Raw genomic sequence first — 25,487 nt, 5'->3', positions numbered from 1 at the left:
CGGGAGGCGCCGCGCTGACCGCTGCGGGGGAGGAGTTCAGGGGCGGTTCCGCGCCGCCGCGCCGGGCGTTCATGTAGCGCCGCGCAGCGCAAAAAAAGACGGCGCCTCGCGGCGCCGTCTTTCGGGTGTTGCGTGCAACGCGCGGCTTACAGGCCCAGCGCGGTCTCCGCCTTCACATACGGCAGGCCGTGCGCCTGGGCCACCGGCTCGCACACCACCTTGCCGTCGATCACGTTCAGGCCGTTGCGCAGGTGCGCGTCGTCGGCCAGCGCCTTCTGCCAGCCCTTGTTGGCCAGGGCCAGGGTGAAGGGCAGGGTCACGCTGTTGAGCGCGAAGGTGGACGTGCGCGCCACGGCGCCCGGCATGTTGGCCACGCAGTAGTGCACCACGCCGTCCACCACGTAGGTCGGGTCGGAATGGGTGGTGGCGTGCGAGGTTTCCACGCAGCCGCCCTGGTCGATCGCCACGTCGACGATCACCGAGCCCGGCTTCATGGTGCGCACCATGTCGTGGGTCACCAGCTTCGGCGCGGCGGCGCCCGGCACCAGCACGGTGCCGATCAGCAGGTCGGCGCGGCGCACCAGTTCCTCGATGGCCGAGCGGGTGGAGAACACGGTGGAGATCGAGGTGCCGAACTGCGTGGCCAGGCGCTTGAGCGCGTCGGCGGAGCGGTCCACCACGGTGACCTTGGCGCCCATGCCCACGGCAATGGTGGCCGCATGGGTGCCGGACACGCCGCCGCCCAGGATCACCACTTCCGCCGCCGGCACGCCCGGCACGCCGCCGAGCAGCACGCCGCGGCCGCCCTGGGCCTTTTCCAGCGAATGCGCGCCCACCTGCGGGGCGAGGCGGCCGGCGACCTCGGACATCGGGGTCAGCAGCGGCAGCGCGCCATTGGCGGCGGTGACGGTTTCATAGGCGATGCAGACCGCGCCGGAGGCGATCAGGTCGTGGGTCTGCTCGGCATCGGGCGCCAGGTGCAGGTAGGTGAACAGGATCTGGCCCTTGCGCAGCTTCTTGCGCTCCACGGCCAGCGGCTCCTTCACCTTCACGATCATGTCGGCCTCGGCAAAGATCGCGTCCGCGCCATCGACGATCCTGGCGCCGGCGGCGACGTAGTCGGCGTCGGTCAGCCCGGCGCCCAGGCCGGCGCCGGCCTGGATCAGCACTTCGTGCCCGTGGTGTACCAGTTCCTGCACCGACGACGGGACGAGGCCGACGCGGTATTCGTGGTTCTTGATCTCTTTCGGTACACCGATGCGCATGGCTGGGAATCTCTCTTGAGAGTGAGGTGGCGACTGGCTCCGGCACGGGCGCCGGAAGCACAGCAGTATGATCGGTGCGATGAGCAATTTCTCGCTCATTTGGGCAGGGTTGGCGCTAAGATGTCGAACCTGATTCGACGAATGGCCAAATGTCCGGATATTTATGCCAAGCCTCGATCCAAGCCTCGACGACCGCGACCGCGCCATCCTCAAGCTGCTGCAGGAAGACGGCCGCCTGACCAATCTGGAGCTGGCCACCCGCATCAATCTCTCTCCCTCGGCCTGCCTGCGGCGGGTGAAGCTGCTGGAGGAGCGCGGGCTGATTTCGCGCTATGTGATGTTGTTGGATGAGAAGGCCGCGGGGTTGGCCGGGACGGCGTTCGTGCTGGTGACGCTGGATCAGCAGGGGCGGGCGGCGCTGGATGCGTTCGAGGCGGCGATTCAACGGCATCCGGAGGTGACGGAGTGTTGTTTGTTGGCTGGCGCCGCCGATTACATGGTCAGGGTGGTGTATGCGGATTCCGCGGATTTTGAGCGGATCCATACGGATATTCTTACGCAGTTGCCTGGGGTGGTGAGGGTGCAGTCGACGTTGGCGTTGCGTACGGTGAAGAGGACGACGGCGTTGCCGGTGTGATGTTTTTCGCGGGGCGCGACTCTTTGCTCGTCATCCTGGCGTGGGCTTCCCTACTCGTCATCCCGGCGTAGGCCGGGATCCAGTGGCGACTAGGTGTGGTGGTCGCGACTTGGCCGCTTATGCAGCGGGCATTTCGGACGCCTGCCGGCGCCCGAGTCACTTTCTCTTTGCTGGCCCAAAGAGAAAGTAACCAAAGAGAAATGGCCTCAAGTCAAAGGCTCGCGACGCGACTAGAAGGAGCAGTGGGCGGCTGCGGTAGCCTGATTAACCTGGGTCTACACGAAACGACTTTGCGTTTACGTAGCGGTTGCTTCAACGTGCCGTGGCCGAGAGGACTTTCAGTGACCGAGGCCAGCTTCTGTTCTTCGTTCCTGCCTACCTCACGCCATCACCCCTCTCCCCTCCGGGGAGAGGGCAGGGTGAGGGGCCGGGCGGAGCGTAACGTCAAATCTTGCCGTGGCGTAGGTTGGGGTGAGCCGCAGGCGAACCCCAACGTTACGGTGCGCTTGGAGGTGCATTTACGGCGCTTTCAGTGCCGGCGTCAGCATCAACACATACGCCGCCGCCGACCAGCTGAAATTCGGCGACTGGTAGCCGTTGCCGGTCAACGGATCGTAGTTCTCATAAAACGGTGCCTGCGCCGTCAAACCGCGTGCATTGAGCACCAATCGCCGCGCCATCTCATCCGCCTGCTGCGCGTAGCCATGACGCCGCAGCGCTTCCATGCCGAAATACGCCTGGTCCAGCCACACCGGGCCGCGCCAATAACCCTTGATCGGCGAGAAGTGCGGATCGTCCGCCGCCAGTGTGGGAAACGGCATGCGCGTGGCGAACTTCTTCGGATCGAGCATCACCTGGCTCACCGCACGCGCCTGCGTAGCATCGGCAAGGCCGGCCCATAGCGGCGTCCAGCCTTCGGCGCCATACACGCGCACCGGCGAACGGTCGCTCAGGTGGATATCGAAGAAATAGCCGTGCTCGCGATCGAACATGCGTGTGCGCACCGCGGTCTGGATGCGCTCCGCTTCCTTCATCCACGCGGCGTGGTCGTCCACCTTGCCGAGCACTTCGGCGATACGCGCCAGGTCGATGGCTTCGCGATACAGATAGGCATTGAGGTCGACCGAGGCCTGGTCCAGCGACCACGCGCCGGGGCCGTTCGGCAGCATCTTTGCGCCGTCGAAGCGCACGGCGTTGTCCATGCCGCTTTCCCAGGCGGCGGCCATGCGGGTGCCGTCGGTGGAGCCGAATTCGGCCAGGCCGTCGTGGTCGTGATCGCGGGCGGTCCACCACCAGCGGTGATAGCGGGCGAGCTTGCCGTACATCTCGGTGAGGAAGGCGCGGTCGGCAGTAGCGTCGTACACCGCCAGCACGGCCCAGGTGGCGAGAGGGGGCTTGGTGTTGCGCCAGTTGTTGTCCTTGGCGTCCAGGTAGACGCAGTCCGGCACCATGCCGTCGGGGCGCTGGCGGTCGAACATGGCGCGGATCTGGTCGCGGGCGAGATCCGGTGCGAAGCGCGCGAGGGCGGCGGCGTGCTTCCACGAATCCCAGGCCCAGAAGCCGTTGAAGTCGGGGTTGGAATACGAAGGGATCACGCCGTCGTGGCCGAGGTCGCCGCGTGCGGCGCGCCAGTTGGCGAGCAGGGTGGCTACCGCCTTGGCGGCAACGCGGCGGGCATCGCCGTCGCTCACACCGACCAGGTGGGCGGTGTCGGCGAAGGCGAGGTAGCCGTCCCAGCGTGCGCGGTTGCGCCGCCATGCGTCGGCGTGGTCGACCAGCGGCGGCTGTTCGCGTGCGTTGTCGACCACCAGGGTCTGCTCGACGTACAGCGTGACAGGCTTGCCCGCTTCCACATGCAGCAGGCCGGCCGGTTCCAGTCGATAGCGCGGCCCTTCCGCCTTCGCCGCCACCTCGCGTCCGGCGAACAGCCGCGTGGCGAGAAACGAGCGGCGACCCAGCGTCTGCACGATGCCGCCATCGTCCGCGCGCGGCGCGCCGCCCATCGCTTCGCCTTCCACCTGCAGATACAGGTCGCGGCTTGCGGTTGCGCTCAGTTCGATGCGCGCGACGGCATGCCACGCGTCGGCGAAGAACAAGGTTTCGCGTACCGACAAGCCGCCACCGGCATGCGTGCGTTCCAGATAGCCGGGGCCGGCGTGGCTTTCCGTTGCAGCCAGCGCGATCGGCTTGCCCGCACTGCTCTCCAGCGTCCACGCCGCGAAGCGCCGCCCCGCCCAGCGCCCGCCGTCGAGACTGTGCACGAACGGTCCGCTGAAGCCGGTGCCTTCGTCGCGCGCCGGCAGGCTGTAGCCGTGCCACGCGCCGGCGTCGAAGAACAGGTTGAAGCGGCGGTCGGTGGCCGAGGTGGGCGTGCCGTGCAAGTCCAGCAGGTCGAGATAGCGCTCCGTCGCGCCAGCCTGCGCGCCTGGGGCGAGCGTGGCGGCCAGCAGCAGGGCGAACAGCGGTCGGCGCATCCGTGGGCACTCGTGGCGGGGAGCCGGCGATCTTTGCCGCAAACGCGGTGCGCTGTCCTGTGCCGTTCGATGCACGGCCGTCATTCCGGCGCAGGCCGGAATCCAGTAGCGATATCGTCCGGCTTTCGCCGTGAGTCCCAAAGGCGAGCGCTTTGACGCCTCGCCGGTATACGGTCTGCCGCCACTGGATTCCGGCCTGCGCCGGAATGACGAGCTTGGCTTCATCCGCCAATCCCCCCGTTTCGTCGGCGCCCACGGCCTTCCGTCACAAGCGAAGTCCCAATCCCCGGCACCCCGGCTATGCTCCGCCCCGTCATCGCTTCCGGGGAAAGCCTTCCATGACCAGTTTCTTTTTCGTCATCCGCCTGGCGCTCGCCTGGTTCCTGGCCTTCATGCTTGCCGTGATCGTGTGGAACGGCATCAGCGAGGGTTATCACGGCCCGGCCTGGCCCTTCGTGCTGTTATGCATGGCCTTGCTCGGCATGGTGATCACCGGCGCGTTCTCGCATGTGCGGCGCGTGCGGCTGATCATGGGCCGGGCCGACGGCAGCAGCCTGAGCAGCCGCCAGCGCCGGCAGATCGAGATTCCGTTCGAGGCCGGCGAGGCCTTCCGCCTGCTGGATGCGGCGGTGCGCGAGCTGCCGCGCAGCGAGAACGTGGAAAGCGCGCCGGACAGCCTCCAGCTGCGTGCCAAGGTGCGCCGCATCGACCCTTACGGCAACCGCCAGCCGCGTCGCTTTTCGCTGTTCGGCTGGTTCAACCACCGCGACAACCAGATCCTCGCCACGGTGCTGCCCGGCGACGGCAGCAGCAGCGTCACCCTGATCTGCGAGCCGTGCAGCGGCGCGTGGAGCGACTGGTTCCGCGTCGACGACGGCACCAACCTGGAGAACGCCGAAGGCATCACCCGCGCCATCACCCGCCGCGTGGCCGAGCGCCGCCGCGGCGAACAGGCCGCGGCGCGGCAGACCGCCACCGAGAAGGAACTCACCGTGGCGCGCCTGAACCTGCTGCATGCGCAGGTGGAACCGCACTTTCTCTACAACACACTGGCCAGCGCGCAATACCTCACGCGCACCGATCCGGCCCGCGCCGACGAAATGCTCGGCCACCTCATCGCCTATCTGCGCCACTCGCTGCCGCGCACCGGCGATGCGCTGTCCACCCTGGCGGACGAACTGGAACGTTCGCGCGCTTATCTGGAGATATTGCGCATCCGCATGGGCGACCGCCTGAAGCTGGAGATCGATGTGGCGCCGGACCTGCTCGCCACGCCGCTGCCGCCGATGATGCTGCAGACCCTGGTGGAAAACGCGGTCAAGCACGGCCTGGAACCCAAGCCTGGCGGCGGCACCATCTGGCTGCTCGGCCGCGCCAAGGACGATGCGGTGGCGATCACCGTGGCGGACGACGGGCAAGGCTTTTCGGAAGCGGGCAGCGGCACCGGCATCGGCCTGAAGAACGTGCGCGAACGCCTAGGCCTCGTCTACGGCAATGCCGCTTCGCTGGCCATTCTCGCCAACTTCCCCAGCGGCGTGGCGGCAACGCTCACCGTGCCTGCCAAGGCGGTGGCCCATGGCTAAAACCATCGTTGCCGAAGACGAACCGCTGTTGCGCCAGGCCTTGTGCGAACAGCTGGAGCAGGCGTGGCCGGAGCTGGAGATCGTGGCCGAATGCGAGGACGGCGCCGCCGCGCTCGAAGCGATCGCCGAGCATCGTCCCGAGGTTGCCTTCCTGGATATCCGCATGCCCGGCCTCACCGGCCTGGAAGTCGCCGCCGCCGCGGCGGAAGCGAGCCCCGCCACCCAGGTGGTGTTCGTCACCGCCTACGATCAATACGCGGTGGATGCGTTCGAACGCGGCGCGGTGGATTACCTGTTGAAGCCCATTGCGCCGGAACGCCTCGCCGCCACCGTGCAGCGGATCAAGCAGCGCAGCGCGGGCGAAGGCCTGGCGGGCGAGGCGCTGGCGGCGCTGGTGCGCCAGCTCGATGCCGGCCGCTTCGCCGAGGCGCGGCCGCCGCTGACCTGGATCACCGCCAGCGCCGGCCGCGAAACGCGGCTGATCATGATCGACGACGTGGCTTATTTCCGCGCCGACCACAAATACACCACGGTGGTGACCGCCGAAGGCGAGGCGCTGATGCGCAAGCCGATCCGCGAACTGCTGGGCCTGCTCGATCCGGCCGTGTTCAAGCAGATCCACCGCTCCACCATCGTCAACCTGAAAGCGGTGGCGGCCGTGATCCGCGACGACAGCGGCAAGGGCACGCTGCGCCTGCGCCAGCGTCCGGAGACCTTGCTGGTCAGCCAGCCCTTCATGCTGCTGTTCCGCAACATGTGACGCGGCGCCGCCCAGGAGAGCTCACCATGCGCAACGTACTGGCTCTGCTTTACTACCTACTCGCCGTGGCCGGCTGCACCGGCGGCCAGGTCACCGACATCCGCAGCGACGCGGGCGGACGCGACATCGTGCACGGCAGGATCGAACTGCGTGCCGGCGTGGCGAAATTCATATGCCTGGCCAGCGCCACGGGGGTATGCCATTTCGCGCTGTTCGATCCGGCCTGCGTCGTCCCTTCCGCCAATTGCGACAAGCCGCCGGAGCGCTTCGCCCTGGCTCAAGGTGCGAGCAGGGAGATCGTCGGCCTGCCGGCAGGATTCCGCCCTTGCGTAAGCGCGCAGGGCGAGGCGGTGCAGGCCGATTGCAAAAGCGCGCGCTGAATCCTCAAGGCCCGAGGATCGACTGCACGCACAGCCGCACCAGGAAATCCAGCAGCGACAGCGCATGGTCCGCGGTCATGCGCAGCGGCAGCAGGATCGTTCCGGCCATGCGCTGGCCCGCATCCTGCTGGCTCCCGGGCACGGGTGCAGCGGCATGCGGCGCGGCGCGCTGTTCTTTTTCGTAGACCTCGCTCCAGTTCAGCAGCCCGGGAACGGAGCCATGGCAATCGGGCGCCGGGGTGGCCGTGGCCGCGGGATTCGTATCGCAACCATGCCTGCGTTCGGCGGCGCCGGCCCAGCCGGTGATGGCCAGCGCAAGCAGCAAGGCGCTGAGCAGGATGCGCGGCATCTTCATGGTTCGCTTTCCTCCCGCGGGCGTCATTGCGCGAAATCCAGGTTGGACGGCATGGCGGGCAGCGCGGGACGGTCGGTGCCGGTGACGGGAACATCCTTGCCCACCGGCTCCATGTGGAAATCGTCGGCCAGCACTTCGCCCTTGCCCTCCAGCAGGAAACCGAAGGCGATCGCCTGCGCGCCTTCGGGCACGTCCAGCACGATGTCGTAGCGCTTCCATTCGGTGTCGCCGCTGAGCGTGCGGCTGCTCATATTGTCGAAGCCCAGGGTCTGCTGGAAGTTGCCGTCGATGCGCATCCACATCGCCGCGCTCTTGGCGTCGCGCGTGCGCAGGTAGCCGGACAGGCGCAGGCGCTTGCCGCGGTAGGCGTCGGCGCCGATGGTCTGCATCAGCGTACCGAAGCCGCGATGCTGGGCCTGCGCGCGGATGTACGCGTTGCGGTCGCCGGCATGGCGGTCGCCGGGTTGCACGCCCATGTCGTAGCTGTCGGGCGAGGAGCCGGCCGGGAACCAGCCCTTCGGCGCGTCGCCGGCATGCAGCGAGACGGCCAGGAGCGCGGTGGCGAGAGCGAAGGCGAGGCGGTGGGTCACGGAGCGTTCTCCAGGCTGTTGCTGTTGATGTCGGCGTACAGGTAGGCGGCGGTGTGCGACAGCCCGTCGGCGTGCTGCTGCGGCGGCCGGATGTCCATGTGCAGCAGGTAGGTGGCGGTAGCGTCGTGGTGCGCCTGCACCGGCGGCACCGGCGGCATCGGCATGGCGTGGAACACCATCAGCCACAGCGCGAAGCTGGCCGCCATGGCCAGGCCCAGCCAGGGCCAGGCGCGATGCAGGCGGCGCGCTTCGGCGGCGCGCAGCACCTTGGCATCCACCCGGCGCGGCGCGGTTTCGTTCGCGCTCTGGCGGTACAGCGCGACCAGTTCGTCGAGGACGTCGTCGTTGTCGTGATGCATGGCCGGTGCTCCGTTCACAACCAGGGTTGGAGGGCTTCGCGCAGGCGCTGCTGGGCGTAGCGCAGGCGGCTCTTGACGGTTTCGCGCGGCACGCCGGTGGCCAGGGCGATGTCTTCCAGGCTCAGGCCGCCTTCGGCCTTCATCAGGAAGGCCTCGCGCTGCGGCAGCGGCAAGGCGCGCACGGCCTGCTGCAGGGCGCTGCCCAGTGCGTCGTTATGGGCGTGGCCGTCGGGCGGGAGGGCGATGGAGGCGGTGTTCTCGTGCACCGCCTCGGTCTCTTCCGCATCGGCGGCATGGATGCCGTCCGGCGCATGGCGGGCCAGCGAGCGCCAGCGGTCGGCGGCGCGGCGATGGGCGATCGAGAACAGCCACGCGGCGAACGAAGCACCCGGCGCATAGCCGCTCTTGCCGCGCACCACCGCCAGCCACACTTCCTGGAACACTTCCTCCGCCTCCTGCGGATGCGCGGCCAGGCGCAGGGCGTAGCGGTAGAGGCGGTCGCGGTAGCGCAGGTAGAGCACGCGGAAGGAGCGCTCGTCGCCGTCCTGGTAGCGCGCCATGCAGTCCTCGTCGCTGCGCCCGTCGATGCGCAGCGGCGGCGGCATCACCGCCTCGTCCTTGGCCAGCCAGGGCCATTGCGACTGCAAAAAGCCGATGGGGCCGGCCAGGGGCGAATCGAAGGGGAGGGCGTGGGCGGTCATGGGGGGCATCCGTTCCTCGGGGGGAGTAACAGGGTATTCGCTGCCCTGTGAGGAATGGGGTTAAGCCAGGACAAACGGCTTCCATCCGGCGCAGGTCGGGGTGAGCCGGAGGCGAACCCCAACGGTGCGGCGTCCGTTGGGGTTCGCTGCGCTCACCCCAACCTACGTGCTGCGTGCCTTCCGCTCGGCACGCAACTCCAGCCACTCGTACAGCGTCGGCAACAGCACCAGCGTCAGCAGTGTGGAGGTGATCAACCCGCCCACCACCACGGTCGCCAGCGGCCGCTGCGTCTCCGCCCCCACGCCGCTGGACAGCAGCATCGGCACCAGGCCCAGGATCGCCACGCTCGCCGTCATCAGCACCGGCCGCAGCCGCAGCGCCGTGCCGCGCAGCACTGCCTCGCGCACGCTCAGGCCCTGGCCGCGCTGCTCGTTGAGGAAGCTCACCAGCACGATGCCGTTGAGCATCGCCACGCCGAACACCGCGATAAAGCCGATCGCCGACGGCACCGACAGGTATTGCCCGGTGATGGCCAGGCCGACGATGCCGCCTATGGTGGCGAAGGGCACATTGGCAAGTATCAAAGCCGCGTACTTCATCGAGTTGAACGCCGTGTACAGCAGGATGAAGATGAAGAAGATCGTCGCCGGCACGATCAGCGCCAGGCGCTGCAGGGCGCGCTGCTGGTTCTCGAAGGCGCCGCCCCATTCCGTGTAGTAGCCCGTGGGCAGCTTCAGTTTCTGCGCAATGGCGGCATTGGCCTCGCGCACGAAACCGTCGATATCGCGGCCGCGCACGTCCATCTGGATCACCGCATAACGCTGCAGCTGCTCGCGGCGGATAAACGAATAGCCTTCGGCCTGCGTCACTTCGGCCACCTGCGCCAGCTGCACCAGCGCTCCGCTGGCCGAACGGATCGGAATGCGCTCCAGCGCCGGCAGCGAGGCCTTGCTGGCGTCGTCCAGCCGCACCGCGATATCGAAGCGGCGCACGCCGTCCAGCAAGGTGGACACCGGCTCGCCGCCGATGCCGTTCTTCACCACGGTCAGCACGTCCTGCGCATTCAGGCCATAGCGCGCCAACGCGTCGCGGTCGACGCGGATGCGGATCTGCGGCTTGCCCAGGTTCGCTTCCAGGGCCAGGTCGGCGACGCCGGGCACGCCGGCCAGCACGTCCTTGATGCGGCCGCTGAGCCGGTCCAGTTCGCCCAGGTCGTCGCCGTAGAGCTTGAGCGCCAGGGTGGCGCGCACGCCGGAGATCAGTTCCTCGATGCGCATCTGGATCGGCTGCGTATAGCTCACCACCGCGGTGGGCAAGGCGGCGCTCAGCTCCTGCTGCATGGCCGCCTCGATGCTTTCCAGCGTCTGCCCCTTGCGCCATTGCTCCTTGGGCTTGAGTGGCGTGTACACCTCCATATAGTTGACGTCCGCCGTCTCGCCTTTCTCGGCGCGGCCGATCATGGCCAGGGCGGTGTCGACCTCGGGGAATTTCTGCTTGATCAGCGCCTCCACCTGCTGCGAGATGGCGATGGATTCATCCAGCGAGGCCGAGGGGATCGAGGTGATGCGCCACATGATCGAGCCTTCCTTGAGATTGGGCATGAACTCCTTGCCCAGGAACGGGAACAGCGCCAGGCTGCCGGCCAGTGCCGCCAGCGCGATGGCCACCACCGTGCGGCGCCTTGCCAAGGACCAGTCGAGCACGCGCGCATAGCGGCGCTTCAGGAAGGCCACCAGGCGCGTGTCTTTTTCCTCCTTGGGCTTGAGCACCAGCGCGGCCAGCACCGGAATCAGGGTGAGCGCCAGGATCAGCGAGCCGGCCATGGCGAAGCTGATATTGAAGGCCATCGGCTTGAACATCTTGCCTTCCAGCCCCTGCAGGCTGAACAGCGGCAGGAACACCACGATGATGATCAGGATCGCGAACGCGATCGGATTGGCCACCTCGCGCGCCGCGGCGAGCACGGCGGCGGTGCGGTCCACCGGCAGGCCGTGCGCCTTGCGTTCGGCCATGATGCGGAAGGCGTTCTCCACCATCACCACCGCGCCATCCACCATCATGCCGATGCCGATCGCCAACCCGGCCAGCGACATCAGGTTGGCGGACAGCCCCGCCTGCTCCATGCAGATAAACGCGATCAGCATCGCCAGCGGCAGGGCGATCACCACCACCAGCGCACTGCGCAGTTCGCCCAGGAACAGGAACAGCACGATGGCGACCAGGATGGAGCCTTCGATCAGCGCGCGCACCGCCGTGCCCACCGCCTTGTTCACCAGCTCGGTGCGCTCGTACACGGGCTTCACTACGGCGCCTTCCGGCAACGCCTGCTCCACGGTGGCGAGCTTGGCTTTCACCGCGTCCACCACGTCCTTGGCGTTCTCGCCGATGCGCGCCAGCGCCTGGCCCATCACCACTTCCTTGCCGTCGCGGGTGACCGCGCCGGTGCGCGGCGCGCCGGCTTCGACGATGCTGGCGACGTCGCGCACGTAGACCGGCGTGCCGTCCTCGGTCTTCAGCACGATATTGCCGAGGTCGCGTGCATCCTTGACCAGCCCCAGGCCGCGCACCAGGTATTGCTCGCGGCCGACGTCGACGAAGTTGCCGCCGACCTGGGCGTTGTTCGCTTCCAGCGCTTCCATCACCTGCCTGAAGCCAAGGTTGTGCGCGATCAGCTTCATCGGGTCGATGCGCACCTGGTACTGCTTTTCCTGGCCGCCCCACGAGGTGACGTCGTCGACGCCAGGCGCGGTGCGCAGGATCAGGCGGATGTTCCAGTCCTGCAGGGTGCGCAGGTCCATGTCGCCGGGCGCGTTCTTCAGCTGCTTGTCCGCGCGTTCCACCGTGTACCAGAACACCTGGCCCAGGCCCGAGGTATTGGGGCCCATCTCCGGCTTGCCGTAGCCGGCGGGCAGGCGGTCGCCCACCTGCTGCAGGCGTTCGTTGACCAGCTGGCGCGCGAAATAGATGTCCATGGCGTCCTCGAAATAGACGGACACATAGGACAGGCCGAACAGGCTGACCGAGCGGATCTCCTGCACCTTGGGCAGGCCGGCCAGCGCGGATTCCACCGGCGTGGTCAGCAGTTGCTCCACATCTTCCGCGGCGAGGCCGGACGCTTCGGTGTAGACGTTGACCTGCACCGGCGTGACATCCGGAAACGCATCGATCGGCAGCGAGCGCACCGCCTGGTAGCCGGCCACGCCGACGATCAGGAACAGGATCAGCACCAGCAGCTTGTAGCGCAGGGAGAGTTCGACGAGGCGGCCGAGCATCATTCTTCTCCCAGCTGCGCGCGCAGCAGCCGCGCCTTCAAGGCGAAGGCGCCCTTGCTCACGTAGGTGGCGCCGGCTTTGAGGCCGTCCTTGATTTCCACCCAGCCGTCGCGCGTCTCGCCGGCGATCACCGGTGCCGGCTCGAACTGGCCGTTGCCCTTGGCGACGAACACGGTGCTCTGGTTCTGCAGCAGGATCACCGCCTCGGCCGGTACCGCCAGCACCGGCTTGCCCGCGCCGACCGCGAGCCGCGTATCGACCAATTCGCCCTGGTGCAGCAGGTCGCCGCGGTTGTCGACTTCGATGCGCACCGGCACGGTGCGGGTGCGTTCGTCGGTCTGGTGCGAGCGCTGCACCACGGTGCCGGGCAGGGTGCTGCCATGGACCAGGATGCGTGCATCGCCGCCGGGCTTGATGCGTTCGGCATCGGCGGGCGGCAGCTGCGCCTCGACCCATACCGAGTCTTCCTTGATCAGCGTGAACAGCATGCGGCCGGCGTCGACGCGCTCGCCGACCAGGAACTGGTCGGTGGTGATGCGGCCGTCGGTGGGCGCGAGCAGTTCATAGCTGCCGTCGGCGCGGGCCGAGCCGTTGCGCAGCACGCTCTTGATCTGGCCGTCCGAAAGGCCGTACGCGCGCAGCTTGGCCTGCGCCTGGTCGCGCTGCACTTTCACTTCGGTGTAGCGGCGGCCGGAGACGGCCTGCGCGCCGAGCGAGGCGACGCGCTGCCAGTCCTGTTCGGCGACGATCAGCGCGCCCTGCGTTTCGGCCACCTGCACGCTGGACAGCACCACCAGCGGCTGGCCCGACTTGACCACGTCGCCCAGCTTGACCAGCCGCTTGAGCACCATCGATTCGATGCGCGGCGCCACCAGCACGGTGGAGTAGGCGTCGGCTTTCACTTCGCCGGGCGCCTTGATTTCGTCGGTGAGCGGACGCGTTCCGAGTTTGGCCAGCACGATGCCGGCTTGCTTGATCGCCGGCGCATCGAGCGCGAGCGGGTTGGCGGTTGGCGTTTCCTTGCCGCCTTCGGCGTGGGCCGCAACGGCGGTGAGGGCGAGCGAGAACAACAGCGAGCGGAGCAGGGGGCGGCTCATGGGGAGGCATCCTTGTTGCCGCCGTCGATCCAGTCGGTCAGGCGGCCGGCGGCGGAGAGATAGTCGAACCAGGCCTGCCAGGCCTGGGCTTGCAGGTCGAGGCCGGACAGCGCGGTGTCGAGGCTTTGCTTGAGCTGGACCAGATAGTCCGAGGTACCGAGTTCGCCGGCGCGCCAGAGTTTTTCCAGCAGTGCGGTGCGCTCGTCGAAGGCCGCGGCGCGGCTGATGCGGAAGGCCTGCGCGGCGCCGAGCAGCGCGTCGTAGCGCGCCTGGGCTTCGCGCAGGCGCGCCTTGGCCGCCAGCTGTTGCGCGTGCACACCGGCGGAGGCGGCGTCGGCCTCCGCGCGTGCGGCATCCACTTCGGCGCGTCCGGTATTCAGCACGGGCAGCGGGATGGAGACGCTGACGCCGATGACGCGGTCGTTGACCGGGCCGCTGCGCACTTGGCCACCGGTGAGGCTTACCGTCGGATCGGGCATGCGCGCGCGTTGCGCCACCTGCACGCCGGCTTCGGCGCCGGCCTGCAGTGCGCGTGCCCTGACCAGTTCGGGATAGTCGTCGAATGCGCGCGGCGCGATGGTGGCGGAGGCGGGCGGCAAGGCGTTCGGCAGATTGCCTGCGCTGGTCGCGGCGTCCGGGCTGATCGAGGCCAGCGTCGCCATCGCCGCGGCTTCGTTGCCAACCAGCGAAGCCTGCTGGATCTGCGCTTCGCCCAGCGCCAGCCCGGCGAGGTCGCGTTCCGGGCTGCTGATATCGCCGACCTTCAGGCGTTGCGCCGCGAGCTCGTCGAAGCGGCGCATCAGTTCCACGCGGCGTTCGCCGAGCTGGCGTTGTTCGGCGGCAAGCGACAACGTGGACCAGGCTTTCAGCCAGCGCGTGGCGACGTCCCGGCGCAGCAGGTCGTAGCCGGCCTGGCTGGCCTGCAACTGTGCGGAGCCTTGTTCGGAGCGCGCGCGGCGTTTGCCGGAGAGATCGAGCGCAAGGCTCAGGCCCATCGTGCGCCGGTTGACGTCGGCATTCTCCGCATCGAGGGCCAGCGTGGGGTTGTACAGCGGCTGTGCGGCGGCGCGCGCACGCGCCTGCGCGGCGTTGAGTTCGGCGCGCGCGACCTGCACGTCGGGACTGCCGTCCCATACCGAACGAACCGCCTGCCGCAGCGAAGGATTGGCGAACAGTGCCGGCTGGCCGGCGTTTTCCTGCGCGGCCGCCGCCCAGGCGGTACCGGCGCAAAGCATGCAAGCAACCCCCAGCAGGGCTGCACGTAGCACGGACATAAATAGCGTCTCCTAAAAACCATCAGGGCGCCGCGCCCGGAGAGCGCGGCGGTGTCGAGGGTTTTCAGGCGGCGATGGGCGGGCGCAGCAAGGTGGCCGTGCGTTCGGCGCGATGGCCGGACGAGGCTGCGGGAAGCTCGGAGGGAAGCGTTTCGGCGGCAAGGTGGAAGCTCACCATCGCCGGCAGCGGCACCGCATGCGGGCAGGCGCAATGGCAGGAACCGCCTTCGCCCAGCAGGCAATCGCCACCGCCGTCGTCGCTGGCGGCAGCGGCTTGAACGAGAGCGGAGCGCTGCGTGTCCTTGGCCCCATACTGCAGGCCATCGGCCGCACACAGCGAGCCGCCGACCAGCTTGATCATCAGCGCGAACACGGCAAGCAGCCACAGGCCGCGGAAGCGGCGCAGCTGCGACAACAATGGCGTGGATGCGCGGGACATAGTGTGGAATCGTAAAAGGCCAGCCGGGTGTTAGACAATTTCACTCAACGTCCGGCCCCCTCTCCCCTCCGGGGAGAGGGCTGGGGTGAGGGGCCGGGCGGAGCAGTGCGCTGACGGTCGACACGAACTAAATAGCGCCTTGCTCTAGAACCCCAATTCGCTCAACTCCGCATGCCCATCCGGCCGCCGCCCCAGCGGCCAGTGATACTTGCGCTCCGACTCGGCGATCGGCCTGTCGTTGATGCTGGCATGGCGGTTGACCATCAAGCCGTCGTCATTGAACTCCCAGTTCTCGTTGCCGTAGCTGCGGTACCACTGGCCCGCATCGTCGTGCCACTCGTAGGCAAAACGCACGGCGATCCGATGCCCGCCGAATGCCCATAGTTCCTTGATCAGCCGGTAATCGAGCTCGCGGTCCCACTTGCGGCGCAGGAAGGCCTTCACCGCCTCGCGGCCATCGAGAAATTCCGCACGATTACGCCAGTGCGTGTCTTCCGTATAGACCAGGGCGACGCGCTCCGGGTCGCGCGTATTCCACGCATCCTCGGCCAGTCGCACTTTCTGCAGGGCGGTTTCGAGGGTGAAGGGAGGCAGGGGAGGACGGGTGTTCATGCGGCACCTCGGGGATGGAGAGGAGGACAGCGGTTTATGCGTCGGGCAGCCGGTGCAGGAAGGCTACAGGCACCTGCTCCGTCAGCCACACCCCATTATCCGCCTGAAAGAAGGCAAAGCCGTGGGCGTGCATGGCATCGGCGTCGACGCCGAGAATCACCGGCTCGCCATAGCGGCGCCCGACCTCGGTCGCGGTAGCCAGGTTCTCGGAAAGGTGTACGTGATGCCGCTGCCCGGGGCGCAGGCCCTCGGCAAGGATCGACGCCAGAAACCGCGTGGCCGTGCCGTGGTAAAGCATCGCCGGGGGAGTCCTGGCTTCATAGGCAATGGCTACCGCCTGGGTGGAATGCCCCTGCACGGCGCGGATGCGCTTGCCGTCGTCGGACAAGGCAAAGCGCTTTTTATCGTTGCTTGCCACCACGGCTTGGATCAGCGCGCGGTCGAGCTGTTGTCCGGACGCTGTGGCGCCGTCGATCAAGGCATCGAGATCGGCCCAGCCTTCGCTGTCCAGAGTCAGGCCGATGGACTGGGGTTCGTGGCGGAGCACGTAGCTGAGGAATTTGCTGGTGCGGGTATGGTGGTCGCTCATGGGCGCGTAACGGGGCTGGTTTCCATTGGCGCGGGATGATCCGGGGGAGTGGCTGGATATTCAAGTTCGCAGGGGCAATGCCGCCGTCGAGCAGAAGCTGAACTTCTTGATGCTTTGCGCCGTATACGGATCGCCGTGGCAGGAGACTCTACATGACGCAAGGTTGCTGAGTGCGTCGGAGGCAGCGTCTATCTATCCTGCGGCGATGAATAGTTAGGTCCGCTTTCGATCCGAGGCAGACATTGATAGTTTAGTTACGGGTTGCAAGGGGATTGTAGAAAGATGGGGTATCGACTTCAGATCGGCTGGCTCTGGATGCCCGCCTGCTTGGTTCTTAGTGCTTGCTCATCGCAAGTTGCCAGCTGGAAGCGACTTGAGGAAAAAAGTGAGAAGACAACGGGAGTTGTCGTGAATGTCGACTGCAGCGATCACGGGAAGATATTTTATCGATTCAGCGTGAACGGGCGGCAGTTTACGAACTCTTCGTACGGGTATTCCGAGCGCCCTTGTCACTCCATAAAGTCCGGCGATCCTATCGCCATTTACTATGATCCGAGCGTTCCCGGAACGAATACCCCGATGACGCCTTCGGCCGCGGTTTGTTTTTATGAGGCACGGGCCATGACGCCCTTCCTGGTCGCGGGGTTCCTTGTGCTCGTCGGAGCAGTTCAGCTGATCCGCAAGGGGAATCCTTTCAAGCAGCCAGTATCGCCGGGTGGCGAATCTTAGACGACGTGCCGGCACTGCTGTCCGCTTTCGACCCGAAGCGCACACTTGGATGGAGGCATGGCACCATGCGCGTGTAGCTTCAGGATTACCTGACGATCTAGATACGGCGAGGAAAATCGATATGACGCCAGAGAGCTTTGTTTCGAAACTCAATGTCGCTGTCGTAGAGGAGAACAACGCGATTTATCGGGCCCTTTTATTGAATGCTGACCCGAGCGGAGCGTCCGACCCGTATTGGAAGCGTGTTCTAACGGTCTTCAGTGATCTGAACTCAGATCAGCGGGAAGTGCTTATAGAACTGACGCGTCAGGTCGCTATCGATACGACCGCCAATGTGTTGGGCGTTATCGATGGAACATGCGCGCTAGAAGGGATTGATGGTGAATTTCGCCTGACATTTGGTGCGCGAAATCTCGCGGGAGAATTGCAGGGCTTATTCTTGGAACGGGCTGAGCAACTAGCTCCATAACGTTGGCTTCCGACCCAAAGCGGGTGCGCATAGGGCTAGCGCTATCATCCGCGAAAACTTTTTCTCACCCACAGGGATTTGTGTATGAAGAAGGCCTGGACTGCCTTGAGTCTACTCATCGCAGCCGCATGCTCAGCTACCGAGCCCTCGCCGTTGCCAAAAAGCGATCGGCTGTTTCGGTGTGGTGATATGTGGACCTAACACAAAGCCTCAGCTCTCACCGCAATCCACAAGAGCCACCCCTGTCCGGAGTAGATGGGCACAACATTGAAGTGGTTTGCCACGAATCGGAAGGGGGACGCCACGCTCATCGGGTGGTGTTCGTGAAATCAGGGGTAGTCCAACCCGACCCCGTTTAGACCCGTTGGAATTCTTTTTTTTGGAGCGGCATCGATGTTCGCAATCGAGTCAACGTCGATACTCGCAGCCTTCGTGGGTTCTGGGTGGCACAGTTGGGGCTGGGTTGACTACGCCGTAGTCGCTGTCGCAGGCGCGGTCACGGTAATTCATCTGGCCAGGATGAAGTTGAAGGACGATCGGAAGGCCGAGATAGAGCCACCTGACCATCGACAGCGCACCTGGAAAAGTCGGCGATCTCGAAGGCGAAAGAAGTGAGCGCGAACATGATCGCTTTCGCCACAAAGCTGGCCCGGCAGAGGCCTGAGTGGCAAAGAAGCAAAGACAGGATTCTTCAGCGTCGGATTCAACAGCGAGACGTGTGCCTCAACAGCGAATACTCCGAAAACCATCGGACAACTCTGTAAATCACACCACTCATGCGCAACTCACGGTTGCACCTACAGACAGGCCGACTGGCCTTTGATACCTTCCGAGATGTTCCCCGCGCAGTGACGTCAAGACGCAACGCGGGAAACGATGGCAGCAATGCTGTGAGAGCGCGGGCCAAGGGTGCGGCAAACACCCCTGACCCGCTAACCATCACCAACTGAAAGGAAGTTGATCATGGCTATCCAAGATCATACGGTATTCGCACGCGTGCCGATCCCCTCGGCCACCTCCTCACCGCATACCCAGGCCGTCCGACGATCTAGCGGACAGGGTTGAAGCCCCGCGGTTTAAGAGTTTTCGCAGGAATTATCCGAGCCGTATTCACCCGGCGCGTTGCCCCGTGCAACGGCGAAACCCGCTGACACCGCAACCCACTTCATCAATCCAGCCGCCCGGGGCCTGAGCACAGGCCACCGGTGAACCTTCGAGTCCGTGTGGTCGCGGCACGCCGTGCTGTCCGGCGGCGTGCCGTTCTCGGAGCGAAGGCGCGGCATTCCTTTAGCAAGGAGTTGCTTATGAACATGTACGGCGAGCCCTGGATCACCCGTCACACCCACTACTACTCCGACCCCGACGCGGGCCCGGATGCCTTGCTCAACGACGCCACCGAATGGCTGGCGTACGCCCATGTGTCCCTCCAGTTCCTCTCCGAGCGCGTCCACGAGCGCGGCGGCGCGGATGCGCGGCGCCTGCCGATCATGCTGGATGGCATCGCCGCCCTGATCGATATGGGCGCACGCTGCGCCGCGCAGGCGCATCTGCGCATGCAATGGGAACAGGTGCGCGATGCGGCTGAGCATCCTGGCGAGGAGTCCAGCGACGTGGTGTGCGATGGCGTCGACAACTAGAGACGTCTGAAACCTGCTGGCGGCGCGCTACAGCATCTGCCGCACTTCCATCACCGCCGCCAGCTTCTCCACCAGCTCCCCATGCGTAAACGGCTTCGCCAGCATCTGCAGCCCCGGATCCAGCCGCCCCTGATGCACGATCGCCTGCCGCGCATAGCCGCTGACGAACAGCACCTTCAGCGCCGGACGCAGCGCCAGCGCCTGTTCCGCCAGCTCGCGGCCGTTCATGCCGGGCAGGCCGACGTCGGTGAACAGCAGGTCCACCTCCGCGTGCTGCGCGAGCAGCAGCAGGGCGGTGGGCGCATCTTCGGCGGCCAGCACCTGGTAGCCGAGTTCGCGCAGCAGCAGGCAGCTGTAGTCGCGTACGTCGGGGTTGTCTTCCACCACCAGTACGGTGTGGCCGCCGGCGACGTCGGGCAGCGGTTGCGCGGAGGGTTCCGTCACCGCCTGCTCCGCGGTCAGGCGTGGCAGGTGGATGCGCACCGTGGTGCCGTGGCCGGCCTCGCTCTGCAGCGTGACGAAGCCGCCGGACTGGCGCACGAAGCCGTACACCTGCGACAGCCCCAGCCCCGTGCCGTGGCCGGTCGGCTTGGTGGTGAAGAACGGTTCGAATACGCGCTCGCGCACGTCGGAGGCCATGCCGGCGCCGGTATCGGTCACGCTCAGGCGCGCGTATGCGCCCGGCATGGCTTCCTGCGAGGCTTCCTCGCGGGCGGTGTCGGCATCGATATGGACGTTGGCGGTTTCGATGCGCAAGCGCCCGCCATGGGGCATGGCATCGCGCGCATTCACCACCAGGTTGAGCAGGGCGCTTTCCAGCTGGTTGCCGTCGGCGTTCACCTGCCACAGGTCGTTCGCCAGCACCGTTTCGATCGCGATGCTCTCGCCCAGCGTGCGCGCGAGCAGGTCGGACATGCCCAGCACCAGCCGGTTGGTATCCACCGGCCGCGGCTCCAGCGGCTGCCGCCGCGCGAAGGCGAGCAGGCGCTGGGTGAGGGTGGCTGCGCGGCGGGCGCCGAGCATCGCGTTGTCGGTGTAGCGGTGCGGATGCCCGGCCGTGCCTTGCGCACCTTGGCGCTGCATCAGCTCCAGGTTGCCGATGATCACGGTCAGCAGGTTGTTGAAGTCGTGCGCGATGCCGCCGGTGAGATGGCCGATCGCTTCCATCTTCTGCGCCTGGCGCAGTTGTTCTTCGGTCTTGGCGCGCTCGGCGATCTCGCTGGCGACGCGCTCTTCCAGGGTGGCATTGAGCCGGCGCAGCGCCTCGCGCGATTGCAGGATGTCGCGTTGCGCATCCAGCAGCTGGCCGGTGCGCTGGCGCAGGCGGCGTTCGGTCTGCTCGGCCTGTTCGCGCAGCGTGCGCTCGCGTTCGGCGGCTTCGCGGCGCATGGCCGCCAGGGCGACGTGGCTCTGCACGCGCACCAGCAGTTCGCGCGCGGTGAAGGGCTTGACCAGGTAGTCGTCGGCGCCGGCCTCAATGCCTTCGATCTTCGCTTCCTCGCCGGCACGTGCCGACAGCAGCACCGCCGGCAGCAGGGCGAGTGCGGGGTCGGCACGCAGCGCCTGCACCAGGGCCAGGCCGTCCAGGCGCGGCATCATCACGTCGGCCAGCAGCAGCGACGGCCGTTCGCGGCGGATCGCCGCCAGCGCCGCCTCGCCGTCGGCCACGCACTCCACGCGCCAGCCGGCTTCCTGCAGCAGGCGCTGTACGTACTGGCGCATGTCCTGGTTGTCGTCGGCGAGCAGGATGTATTCGCCGCTGGCGCCCTCCGGCGCCGGCACGTACGGCGCCGGCGCCACGCTGGCGGACAGCCATTGCGCGGCTTCGTCGACATAGGGCGCGGCATGGCGGGCGGGCGAGGGTGTGCTGTCGGATTCGAACACGCGCGCGGCATCGAGATGCGCCTTGCCCAGGGGAATGCGCACGGTAAGCGTGGTGCCGCGGCCTTCCGCGCTCACGGCTTCGAGCTGGCCGCCGTGCAAGCTCACCAGTTCGCGCACCAGCGCCAGGCCGATGCCGCTGCCTTCGATGCTGCGGCCGCGCGCGCCTTCCACGCGGTGGAAGCGCTCGAACAGGCGCGGCATCTCTTCGGCGGGAATGCCGGTGCCGGTGTCGCTCACCTCCAGCGCCAGGCAGCCTTCCTGCGGCGACAGCGTCACCACGATGCCGCCTTCGAAGGTGAACTTGAACGCGTTGGAAACCAGGTTCAGCACGACCTTTTCCCACATCTCCCGGTCCACGTAAGCCGGCGGCAAGCCGGCGGGGCAGGCCACGGTAAGCATCAGCCCGGCCTTCTCGATGGCGGAGCGGAAACTGCTGGCCAGTTCGGCGGTGAGTGCCGAAAGGTCGGTCGGCTCGTAGCGCGCCTGCGCGCGGCCGGCTTCGATGCGCGCGAAATCCAGCAGCGTATTGACCAGCTTCAGCAGGCGCAGCCCATTGCGATGGGCCAGTTCCACCAGGCTGCGCGATGCGGCCGGCGCGGTTTCCTCCCGTGCCAGCCATTCCTCCAGCGGCCCCAGCATCAAGGTCAGCGGCGTGCGGAATTCGTGGCTGACGTTGGAGAAGAACAGGGTCTTGGCCTGGTCCAGCCGCGCCAGTTCCTGCGCGCGGCGGCGTTCCTGTTCCAGCGCGTCGGCCTGCGCGATGGCGGCGCCGACCTGGCCGGCGGCCAGTTCGAGAAAACTTGCGTACGCCGCGTCGTACAAGCGATACGGATTGAGCCCGACCACCAGCACCGCCGCGCGGCCATGTTCGCCCGCCGCCGCGATCGGCAGCAGCACCGCCTGGCTGGGCGGCAGCGGCCAGGCGCCGCGCGGCAGTTGCATGCGAAAGCGCGAGGAGAGGTCGTGCATGTGCAGCGGATGCCCCGCGGCCAGCGCGCGCGCCAGTGGCCAGCTGCGCTCGTCGCCGGGCAGGATGCGCCGCGGTGCGATGCTTTCGCCCGCGGAGGTACCGTCACTGGCGGCCAGCACGAAGGCGCCATCCGGCTCGGCCACATAGATCGCCGCGAACGGCACGTCGTGCGCATTGGCGGCGAGCGCGGCGGCGCTGCGCTCGCAGCTGTCCTGCCAGCCGTGCGCATGCATGGTGCTGGCGGCCTGTTCGCGCAAGGTGGCAAGCTGGCGGTCGCCGATCACACGGCGGGTGTCGTCGGTGTTGACGCAGATGATGCCGCCGGGGCGGCCGTCGTCGTCGGGCAGGGGGCTGAAGGAGAACGTGTAGTAGGTCTCTTCCGGGTAGCCGTTGCGCTCCATGATCAGCAGCTGCCCTTCGACGTAGATGCCTTCGCCGCCGGCCAGCACCTGGGCCAGGCGCGGCGCGATGTAGTCCTGGATTTCCGGCCAGACCTCGTCGATCGTGCGCCCCAGCGCCCAGGGATGCTTGCCGCCGATGATCGCGCGATAAGCGTCGTTGTAGAGATACACCTGCCGCGGTCCCCAGCCCACCCACATCGGGTGGCGCGACGACAGCATGATGCGCACCGCCGTCTGCAGGCTGCGCGGCCACTGCGCGGGCGCGCCCAGCGTGGCGGACCAGTCGTGCGCCCGTATCAGCTCGCCCATCTGGCTGCCGCCGAGGAAGTCCCTGTGCGCGCTGATCTCCACGTTCGACGCTCTCAGATGAGGATGTTTCTGTTTGATTGTTCTGATGTGGTTGCAAAGTGAACGGCGTTACGCGTGCAACTACTTTCGCAAGGCAGCCGGCTGTGATTTAGTTCACGCCGTCGCGGCCGCGCCAGGGAGCGGTTTCGCCGATGTGGGAAGCGTTGCGCAGATGGTGTGGATATCACGTCATCGTCACGCCAGCGTCGCGTCGAACACGTTGCCATGCGCTGCATTCGAGCCTGTCTCGTTGGCGTCGGTTCACCATGAACGGTGTTGCCTGTTACCCATCTAGCCTCAAGGAGCAACGGCCCGCGATGGACAAACTCGAGACCTTGATCGACCTGCTCACCCGCGGCGAGCTGGAACGCGCAGAACTGGCGCAACGCGCCGAGCGTGTGCGCAACGCGGCCAGCGACGCCGAGCTTGCCTGGCTGCACGGCGAAGGCCAGCCGCAGCTCATGCAGGCTTCGCTGCTGTTCCGCCTGAAGGACTTCCTGCTCACCAGCGACCAATTGCAGGTGCTGCACGAATGCATCAGCGACAGCCTGGACGAACCGCTGCCGCCGTTCCCGGCCGACCGGCGCGATTTCTGGTCGGACGACTACTTCGAATGGCTGGACGAGATTGTCGCCGCGCGCGGGCTGGAAGTGATGATGCTGCCCGACAGCGTGGACGACAAACTCGCGGCCCTGGTGGTGCGGCGCGAGGACACGCCACGCGTGCTGGTGCTGGCCGATGCGCTGAAGCTGATTGTCGAGAAATCGACGCAGCGGCGTTACGCCTGAGCCGCCGCGTGGCGCGTCCTCTTGCGACGCCGATCAACAACGGCGCCATCGCGGGCGAGCAGACTGCGCCGTCCGCGCATGGACGCTCCGGCGCTTGCGGTTTCATCCGGGTGTGCATGCGTGGCTGTCCATTCCGGACGTCCCCATCCGCACCCTACGGAGACCTGCATGAAGCATTCCCCCGCATGGAAGTTCGCTCCCCTCGTCTGCGCCTTGCTCGCCGCCTTGCCGTTGGCGCCGGCTTATGCCGCAGGCCACACGTATTACGTCGCCACGAATGGCAATGACAACGCCGCCGGTACGCTGGATGCGCCGTGGCGCACGATCGGCCGCGCAACGCGCGGCGTGATTGCCGGCGACACCGTCTATGTGCGTGGTGGCACCTATGCCGAGACGATCGACGTCAACACCTCCGGTTCCGCCGCGGCCGGTCCCATCGTGTTTGCAAGCTATCCGGGCGAAAAGGCCGCAGTCAGCGGCAGCGGCCTCACCGTGCCGGCCAACGCGATGCGCGGCCTGTGGAACCTCAACAACGTCAGCTACGTGACGGTGCAGGGTTTCGACGTGGGCAACTACGGCACGTCCAGCAGCACGGCCACGCCGGTGGGCATCTACATCAATGGAGGCGGCACCCAGGTGAATATCCTCGGCAACCGCGTGCACGACATCGCCAACGGCATCGAAAGCTGCCCCAACGGCAATGCGTTCGGCATCGAGGTCTATGCCAACGACGCGGCCAACTCGATCAACCAGCTCACCATCAGCGGCAATGAGGTGGACCATCTGCGCACGGGCTGCAGCGAGTCGCTCTCGCTCACCGGCAACGTGGAGCAGTGGACGATCAGCAACAACGCGGTGCACGACAACGACAACATCGGCATCGCGGCGCTCGGCTTCGAGACCATGTCCGGCCGCAATGGCGGCACGTTCCAGAGCCAGGCGCGCGACGGCGTGATCAGCGGCAACTCGGTGTACAACATCAGCTCGCAGGGCAATGCGGCGTATCCCGCGGGCGACTTCTCCGCCGACGGCATCTACGTCGAAGGCGGCACGCGGGTGACCATCGAGCGCAACGTGGTCAGCCGGGCGGACCTGGGCATCGAGCTGGCCAGCGAAACCAGGAACAAGTTCAGCAGCGACGTGAACGTGCGCAACAACCTGGTGATGTTCTCCCATATCACCGGCATCTCGATCGGCGGTGCGGCCTCGGGCAATGGCGGCATGCAGAACGCCACCATCGTCAACAACACGCTGTTCCGCAACGACCAGCAGGCCAGCGGCAGCGGCGAGTTCCAGATCCAGTTCCACGTCAGCGGCACGGTGTTCGAAAACAACCTGCTGTACGCCACCGCCGACGGCCTGCTGGTGAACTTCTGGCCGAAGACCACCAGCAATGCCGGCTATGCCAATCCGGGCACGATCGAGCACAACCTGTATTTCGCCGACGGCGGCGCGGGGAATGCCAACTGGGTGTGGCTGGGCAAGAGCTACACCGGCATCGCCGGCTATCGCACCGCCAGCGGGGCAGACAAGCTCACCTTGCTGGTGAATCCGCAGTTCGCCAGCTTGACCATGCCGGATCTGCACGTGGGCAGCGGCTCGGCGGCGCGTGGCGCGGGGCTGGCGTTGCCGGCGTCCACGGTGGGAACGGTAGATTTCGACGGGCAGCCGCGGCTGAGCGCGGCGGGCAAGATCGATATCGGCGCCTACCAGCAGCCGTAATCCGCCTCACCCTTCATCTCCCTCTCCCCGCCGGGGAGAGGGTCGGGGTGAGGGGCCGGGCGGAGCGTAGAAGCGGAAGCGGAAAGCGTGCGTCGCTTCGTCGATCCGTTATGGCTAGCACCCGCCCCTCATCCGCTGCGACCGAAGGGAG

The 25,487-nt window shown here is 66.7% G+C and carries 22 protein-coding genes; 9 read left to right on the top strand and 13 right to left on the bottom strand.

Annotated elements, in window-relative coordinates; all coding sequences use genetic code 11:
• Positions 1–146: 146 nt before the first annotated feature.
• A complete protein-coding gene (gene ald / locus ISN75_RS13405) occupies positions 147–1,265 on the bottom strand; it encodes an alanine dehydrogenase (RefSeq protein ID WP_167256805.1) in 1,119 nt (372 codons plus the stop codon).
• A gap of 163 nt (positions 1,266–1,428) precedes the next feature.
• Here ald and ISN75_RS13400 point away from each other — a divergent pair, with 163 nt between their 5' ends.
• Positions 1,429–1,902 carry an Lrp/AsnC family transcriptional regulator gene (locus ISN75_RS13400; RefSeq protein ID WP_168647160.1) on the top strand — a complete coding sequence of 158 codons (474 nt, stop codon included), beginning with the start codon at positions 1,429–1,431 and terminating at the stop codon, positions 1,900–1,902.
• Positions 1,903–2,420: 518 nt separating this feature from the next.
• On the opposite strand, the gene ISN75_RS13395 is transcribed toward ISN75_RS13400, so the two are convergent.
• Positions 2,421–4,376: an MGH1-like glycoside hydrolase domain-containing protein gene (locus tag ISN75_RS13395; protein ID WP_343820098.1), complete on the bottom strand. Its 1,956-nt coding sequence runs from the start codon at positions 4,374–4,376 to the stop codon at positions 2,421–2,423.
• A 338-nt stretch (positions 4,377–4,714) separates the two neighbouring features.
• Here ISN75_RS13395 and ISN75_RS13390 point away from each other — a divergent pair, with 338 nt between their 5' ends.
• Genes ISN75_RS13390 through ISN75_RS13380 form a run of 3 tightly spaced genes read left to right on the top strand, consistent with a single transcriptional unit; the run spans position 4,715 to position 7,099 of the window.
• Entirely contained in the window at positions 4,715–5,959 is a 1,245-nt protein-coding gene (locus tag ISN75_RS13390) for a sensor histidine kinase (protein ID WP_167256808.1), read from the top strand.
• Positions 5,952–6,719 (top strand): LytTR family DNA-binding domain-containing protein, encoded by a 768-nt coding sequence (locus ISN75_RS13385; RefSeq protein WP_343820096.1) that lies wholly within the window; start codon positions 5,952–5,954, stop codon positions 6,717–6,719. The genes ISN75_RS13390 and ISN75_RS13385 overlap by 8 nt, the downstream gene beginning before the upstream one ends.
• A 26-nt stretch (positions 6,720–6,745) precedes the next feature.
• A complete protein-coding gene (locus ISN75_RS13380) occupies positions 6,746–7,099 on the top strand; it encodes a hypothetical protein (protein ID WP_168647163.1) in 354 nt (117 codons plus the stop codon).
• Positions 7,100–7,103: 4 nt separating this feature from the next.
• On the opposite strand, the gene ISN75_RS13375 is transcribed toward ISN75_RS13380, so the two are convergent.
• From ISN75_RS13375 to ISN75_RS13330, 10 genes are all read right to left on the bottom strand, one after another.
• Positions 7,104–7,454, bottom strand: coding sequence for a hypothetical protein (locus tag ISN75_RS13375; RefSeq protein WP_343820094.1), 351 nt, complete (start codon positions 7,452–7,454; stop codon positions 7,104–7,106).
• 23 nt (positions 7,455–7,477) lie between these two features.
• The gene (locus ISN75_RS13370) at positions 7,478–8,044 is read right to left on the bottom strand and encodes a hypothetical protein (RefSeq protein ID WP_167256812.1); all 567 of its coding nucleotides are present in this window, start codon (positions 8,042–8,044) and stop codon (positions 7,478–7,480) included.
• Positions 8,041–8,403 (bottom strand): hypothetical protein, encoded by a 363-nt coding sequence (locus ISN75_RS13365; protein ID WP_343820092.1) that lies wholly within the window; start codon positions 8,401–8,403, stop codon positions 8,041–8,043. The genes ISN75_RS13370 and ISN75_RS13365 overlap by 4 nt, the downstream gene beginning before the upstream one ends.
• A gap of 14 nt (positions 8,404–8,417) precedes the next feature.
• On the bottom strand, positions 8,418–9,104 hold the full coding sequence (locus tag ISN75_RS13360; protein ID WP_343820090.1) for a sigma-70 family RNA polymerase sigma factor: 687 nt from the start codon (positions 9,102–9,104) through the stop codon (positions 8,418–8,420).
• A gap of 162 nt (positions 9,105–9,266) precedes the next feature.
• Positions 9,267–12,377: a CusA/CzcA family heavy metal efflux RND transporter gene (locus ISN75_RS13355; RefSeq protein ID WP_343820089.1), complete on the bottom strand. Its 3,111-nt coding sequence runs from the start codon at positions 12,375–12,377 to the stop codon at positions 9,267–9,269.
• Complete coding sequence (locus ISN75_RS13350; RefSeq protein ID WP_343820088.1) at positions 12,377–13,474, bottom strand: efflux RND transporter periplasmic adaptor subunit; 1,098 nt, start codon at positions 13,472–13,474, stop codon at positions 12,377–12,379. Before ISN75_RS13350 ends, ISN75_RS13355 begins: the two co-directional genes overlap by 1 nt.
• Entirely contained in the window at positions 13,471–14,748 is a 1,278-nt protein-coding gene (locus ISN75_RS13345; protein ID WP_343820086.1) for a TolC family protein, read from the bottom strand. The genes ISN75_RS13350 and ISN75_RS13345 overlap by 4 nt, the downstream gene beginning before the upstream one ends.
• A 64-nt stretch (positions 14,749–14,812) precedes the next feature.
• Positions 14,813–15,187 (bottom strand): hypothetical protein, encoded by a 375-nt coding sequence (locus ISN75_RS13340; protein WP_343820084.1) that lies wholly within the window; start codon positions 15,185–15,187, stop codon positions 14,813–14,815.
• A 144-nt stretch (positions 15,188–15,331) separates the two neighbouring features.
• Positions 15,332–15,799 carry a nuclear transport factor 2 family protein gene (locus tag ISN75_RS13335; RefSeq protein ID WP_343820082.1) on the bottom strand — a complete coding sequence of 156 codons (468 nt, stop codon included), beginning with the start codon at positions 15,797–15,799 and terminating at the stop codon, positions 15,332–15,334.
• A 34-nt stretch (positions 15,800–15,833) separates the two neighbouring features.
• Positions 15,834–16,388, bottom strand: a complete 555-nt coding sequence (locus ISN75_RS13330) for an RNA 2'-phosphotransferase (RefSeq protein WP_343820081.1) — start codon at positions 16,386–16,388, stop codon at positions 15,834–15,836.
• 282 nt (positions 16,389–16,670) lie between these two features.
• Here ISN75_RS13330 and ISN75_RS13325 point away from each other — a divergent pair, with 282 nt between their 5' ends.
• From ISN75_RS13325 to ISN75_RS13315, 3 genes are all read left to right on the top strand, one after another.
• Entirely contained in the window at positions 16,671–17,117 is a 447-nt protein-coding gene (locus ISN75_RS13325; protein ID WP_423385071.1) for a DUF3592 domain-containing protein, read from the top strand.
• A gap of 121 nt (positions 17,118–17,238) precedes the next feature.
• A complete protein-coding gene (locus ISN75_RS13320) occupies positions 17,239–17,586 on the top strand; it encodes a hypothetical protein (RefSeq protein ID WP_343820079.1) in 348 nt (115 codons plus the stop codon).
• Positions 17,587–18,890: 1,304 nt separating this feature from the next.
• Entirely contained in the window at positions 18,891–19,223 is a 333-nt protein-coding gene (locus ISN75_RS13315) for a hypothetical protein (protein ID WP_167256825.1), read from the top strand.
• 27 nt (positions 19,224–19,250) lie between these two features.
• On the opposite strand, the gene ISN75_RS13310 is transcribed toward ISN75_RS13315, so the two are convergent.
• A complete protein-coding gene (locus ISN75_RS13310; RefSeq protein ID WP_343820076.1) occupies positions 19,251–22,829 on the bottom strand; it encodes an ATP-binding protein in 3,579 nt (1,192 codons plus the stop codon).
• Between the two features lie 314 nt (positions 22,830–23,143).
• Here ISN75_RS13310 and ISN75_RS13305 point away from each other — a divergent pair, with 314 nt between their 5' ends.
• A complete protein-coding gene (locus ISN75_RS13305) occupies positions 23,144–23,614 on the top strand; it encodes a hypothetical protein (RefSeq protein WP_167256826.1) in 471 nt (156 codons plus the stop codon).
• A gap of 168 nt (positions 23,615–23,782) precedes the next feature.
• On the top strand, positions 23,783–25,336 hold the full coding sequence (locus tag ISN75_RS13300; protein WP_343820074.1) for a right-handed parallel beta-helix repeat-containing protein: 1,554 nt from the start codon (positions 23,783–23,785) through the stop codon (positions 25,334–25,336).
• Positions 25,337–25,487: the final 151 nt, after the last annotated feature.

The sequence above is a fragment of the Dyella marensis genome (assembly GCF_049532885.1).
In the GTDB taxonomy this organism is placed as follows: Bacteria; Pseudomonadota; Gammaproteobacteria; order Xanthomonadales; family Rhodanobacteraceae; genus Dyella_D; species Dyella_D marensis.
The sequence above is the reverse complement of the archived record's forward strand: the minus strand, read 5'-3'. Positions and strand labels throughout refer to the sequence as shown.

Bases quoted from the DNA above. Each gene is read 5' to 3' on its own strand.
- ISN75_RS13385 (WP_343820096.1), top strand. From the start codon at position 5,952: ATGGCTAAAACCATCGTTGCCGAAGACGAACCGCTGTTGCGCCAGGCC.
- ISN75_RS13330 (WP_343820081.1), bottom strand. From the start codon at position 16,388: ATGAGCGACCACCATACCCGCACCAGCAAATTCCTCAGCTACGTGCTC.
- ISN75_RS13380 (WP_168647163.1), top strand. From the start codon at position 6,746: ATGCGCAACGTACTGGCTCTGCTTTACTACCTACTCGCCGTGGCCGGC.
- ISN75_RS13325 (WP_423385071.1), top strand. From the start codon at position 16,671: ATGGGGTATCGACTTCAGATCGGCTGGCTCTGGATGCCCGCCTGCTTG.
- ald (WP_167256805.1), bottom strand. From the start codon at position 1,265: ATGCGCATCGGTGTACCGAAAGAGATCAAGAACCACGAATACCGCGTC.
- ISN75_RS13355 (WP_343820089.1), bottom strand. From the start codon at position 12,377: ATGCTCGGCCGCCTCGTCGAACTCTCCCTGCGCTACAAGCTGCTGGTG.
- ISN75_RS13360 (WP_343820090.1), bottom strand. From the start codon at position 9,104: ATGACCGCCCACGCCCTCCCCTTCGATTCGCCCCTGGCCGGCCCCATC.
- ISN75_RS13320 (WP_343820079.1), top strand. From the start codon at position 17,239: ATGACGCCAGAGAGCTTTGTTTCGAAACTCAATGTCGCTGTCGTAGAG.
- ISN75_RS13300 (WP_343820074.1), top strand. From the start codon at position 23,783: ATGAAGCATTCCCCCGCATGGAAGTTCGCTCCCCTCGTCTGCGCCTTG.
- ISN75_RS13395 (WP_343820098.1), bottom strand. From the start codon at position 4,376: ATGCGCCGACCGCTGTTCGCCCTGCTGCTGGCCGCCACGCTCGCCCCA.
- ISN75_RS13340 (WP_343820084.1), bottom strand. From the start codon at position 15,187: ATGTCCCGCGCATCCACGCCATTGTTGTCGCAGCTGCGCCGCTTCCGC.
- ISN75_RS13305 (WP_167256826.1), top strand. From the start codon at position 23,144: ATGGACAAACTCGAGACCTTGATCGACCTGCTCACCCGCGGCGAGCTG.
- ISN75_RS13375 (WP_343820094.1), bottom strand. From the start codon at position 7,454: ATGAAGATGCCGCGCATCCTGCTCAGCGCCTTGCTGCTTGCGCTGGCC.
- ISN75_RS13345 (WP_343820086.1), bottom strand. From the start codon at position 14,748: ATGTCCGTGCTACGTGCAGCCCTGCTGGGGGTTGCTTGCATGCTTTGC.
- ISN75_RS13315 (WP_167256825.1), top strand. From the start codon at position 18,891: ATGAACATGTACGGCGAGCCCTGGATCACCCGTCACACCCACTACTAC.
- ISN75_RS13390 (WP_167256808.1), top strand. From the start codon at position 4,715: ATGACCAGTTTCTTTTTCGTCATCCGCCTGGCGCTCGCCTGGTTCCTG.
- ISN75_RS13400 (WP_168647160.1), top strand. From the start codon at position 1,429: ATGCCAAGCCTCGATCCAAGCCTCGACGACCGCGACCGCGCCATCCTC.
- ISN75_RS13365 (WP_343820092.1), bottom strand. From the start codon at position 8,403: ATGCATCACGACAACGACGACGTCCTCGACGAACTGGTCGCGCTGTAC.
- ISN75_RS13335 (WP_343820082.1), bottom strand. From the start codon at position 15,799: ATGAACACCCGTCCTCCCCTGCCTCCCTTCACCCTCGAAACCGCCCTG.
- ISN75_RS13350 (WP_343820088.1), bottom strand. From the start codon at position 13,474: ATGAGCCGCCCCCTGCTCCGCTCGCTGTTGTTCTCGCTCGCCCTCACC.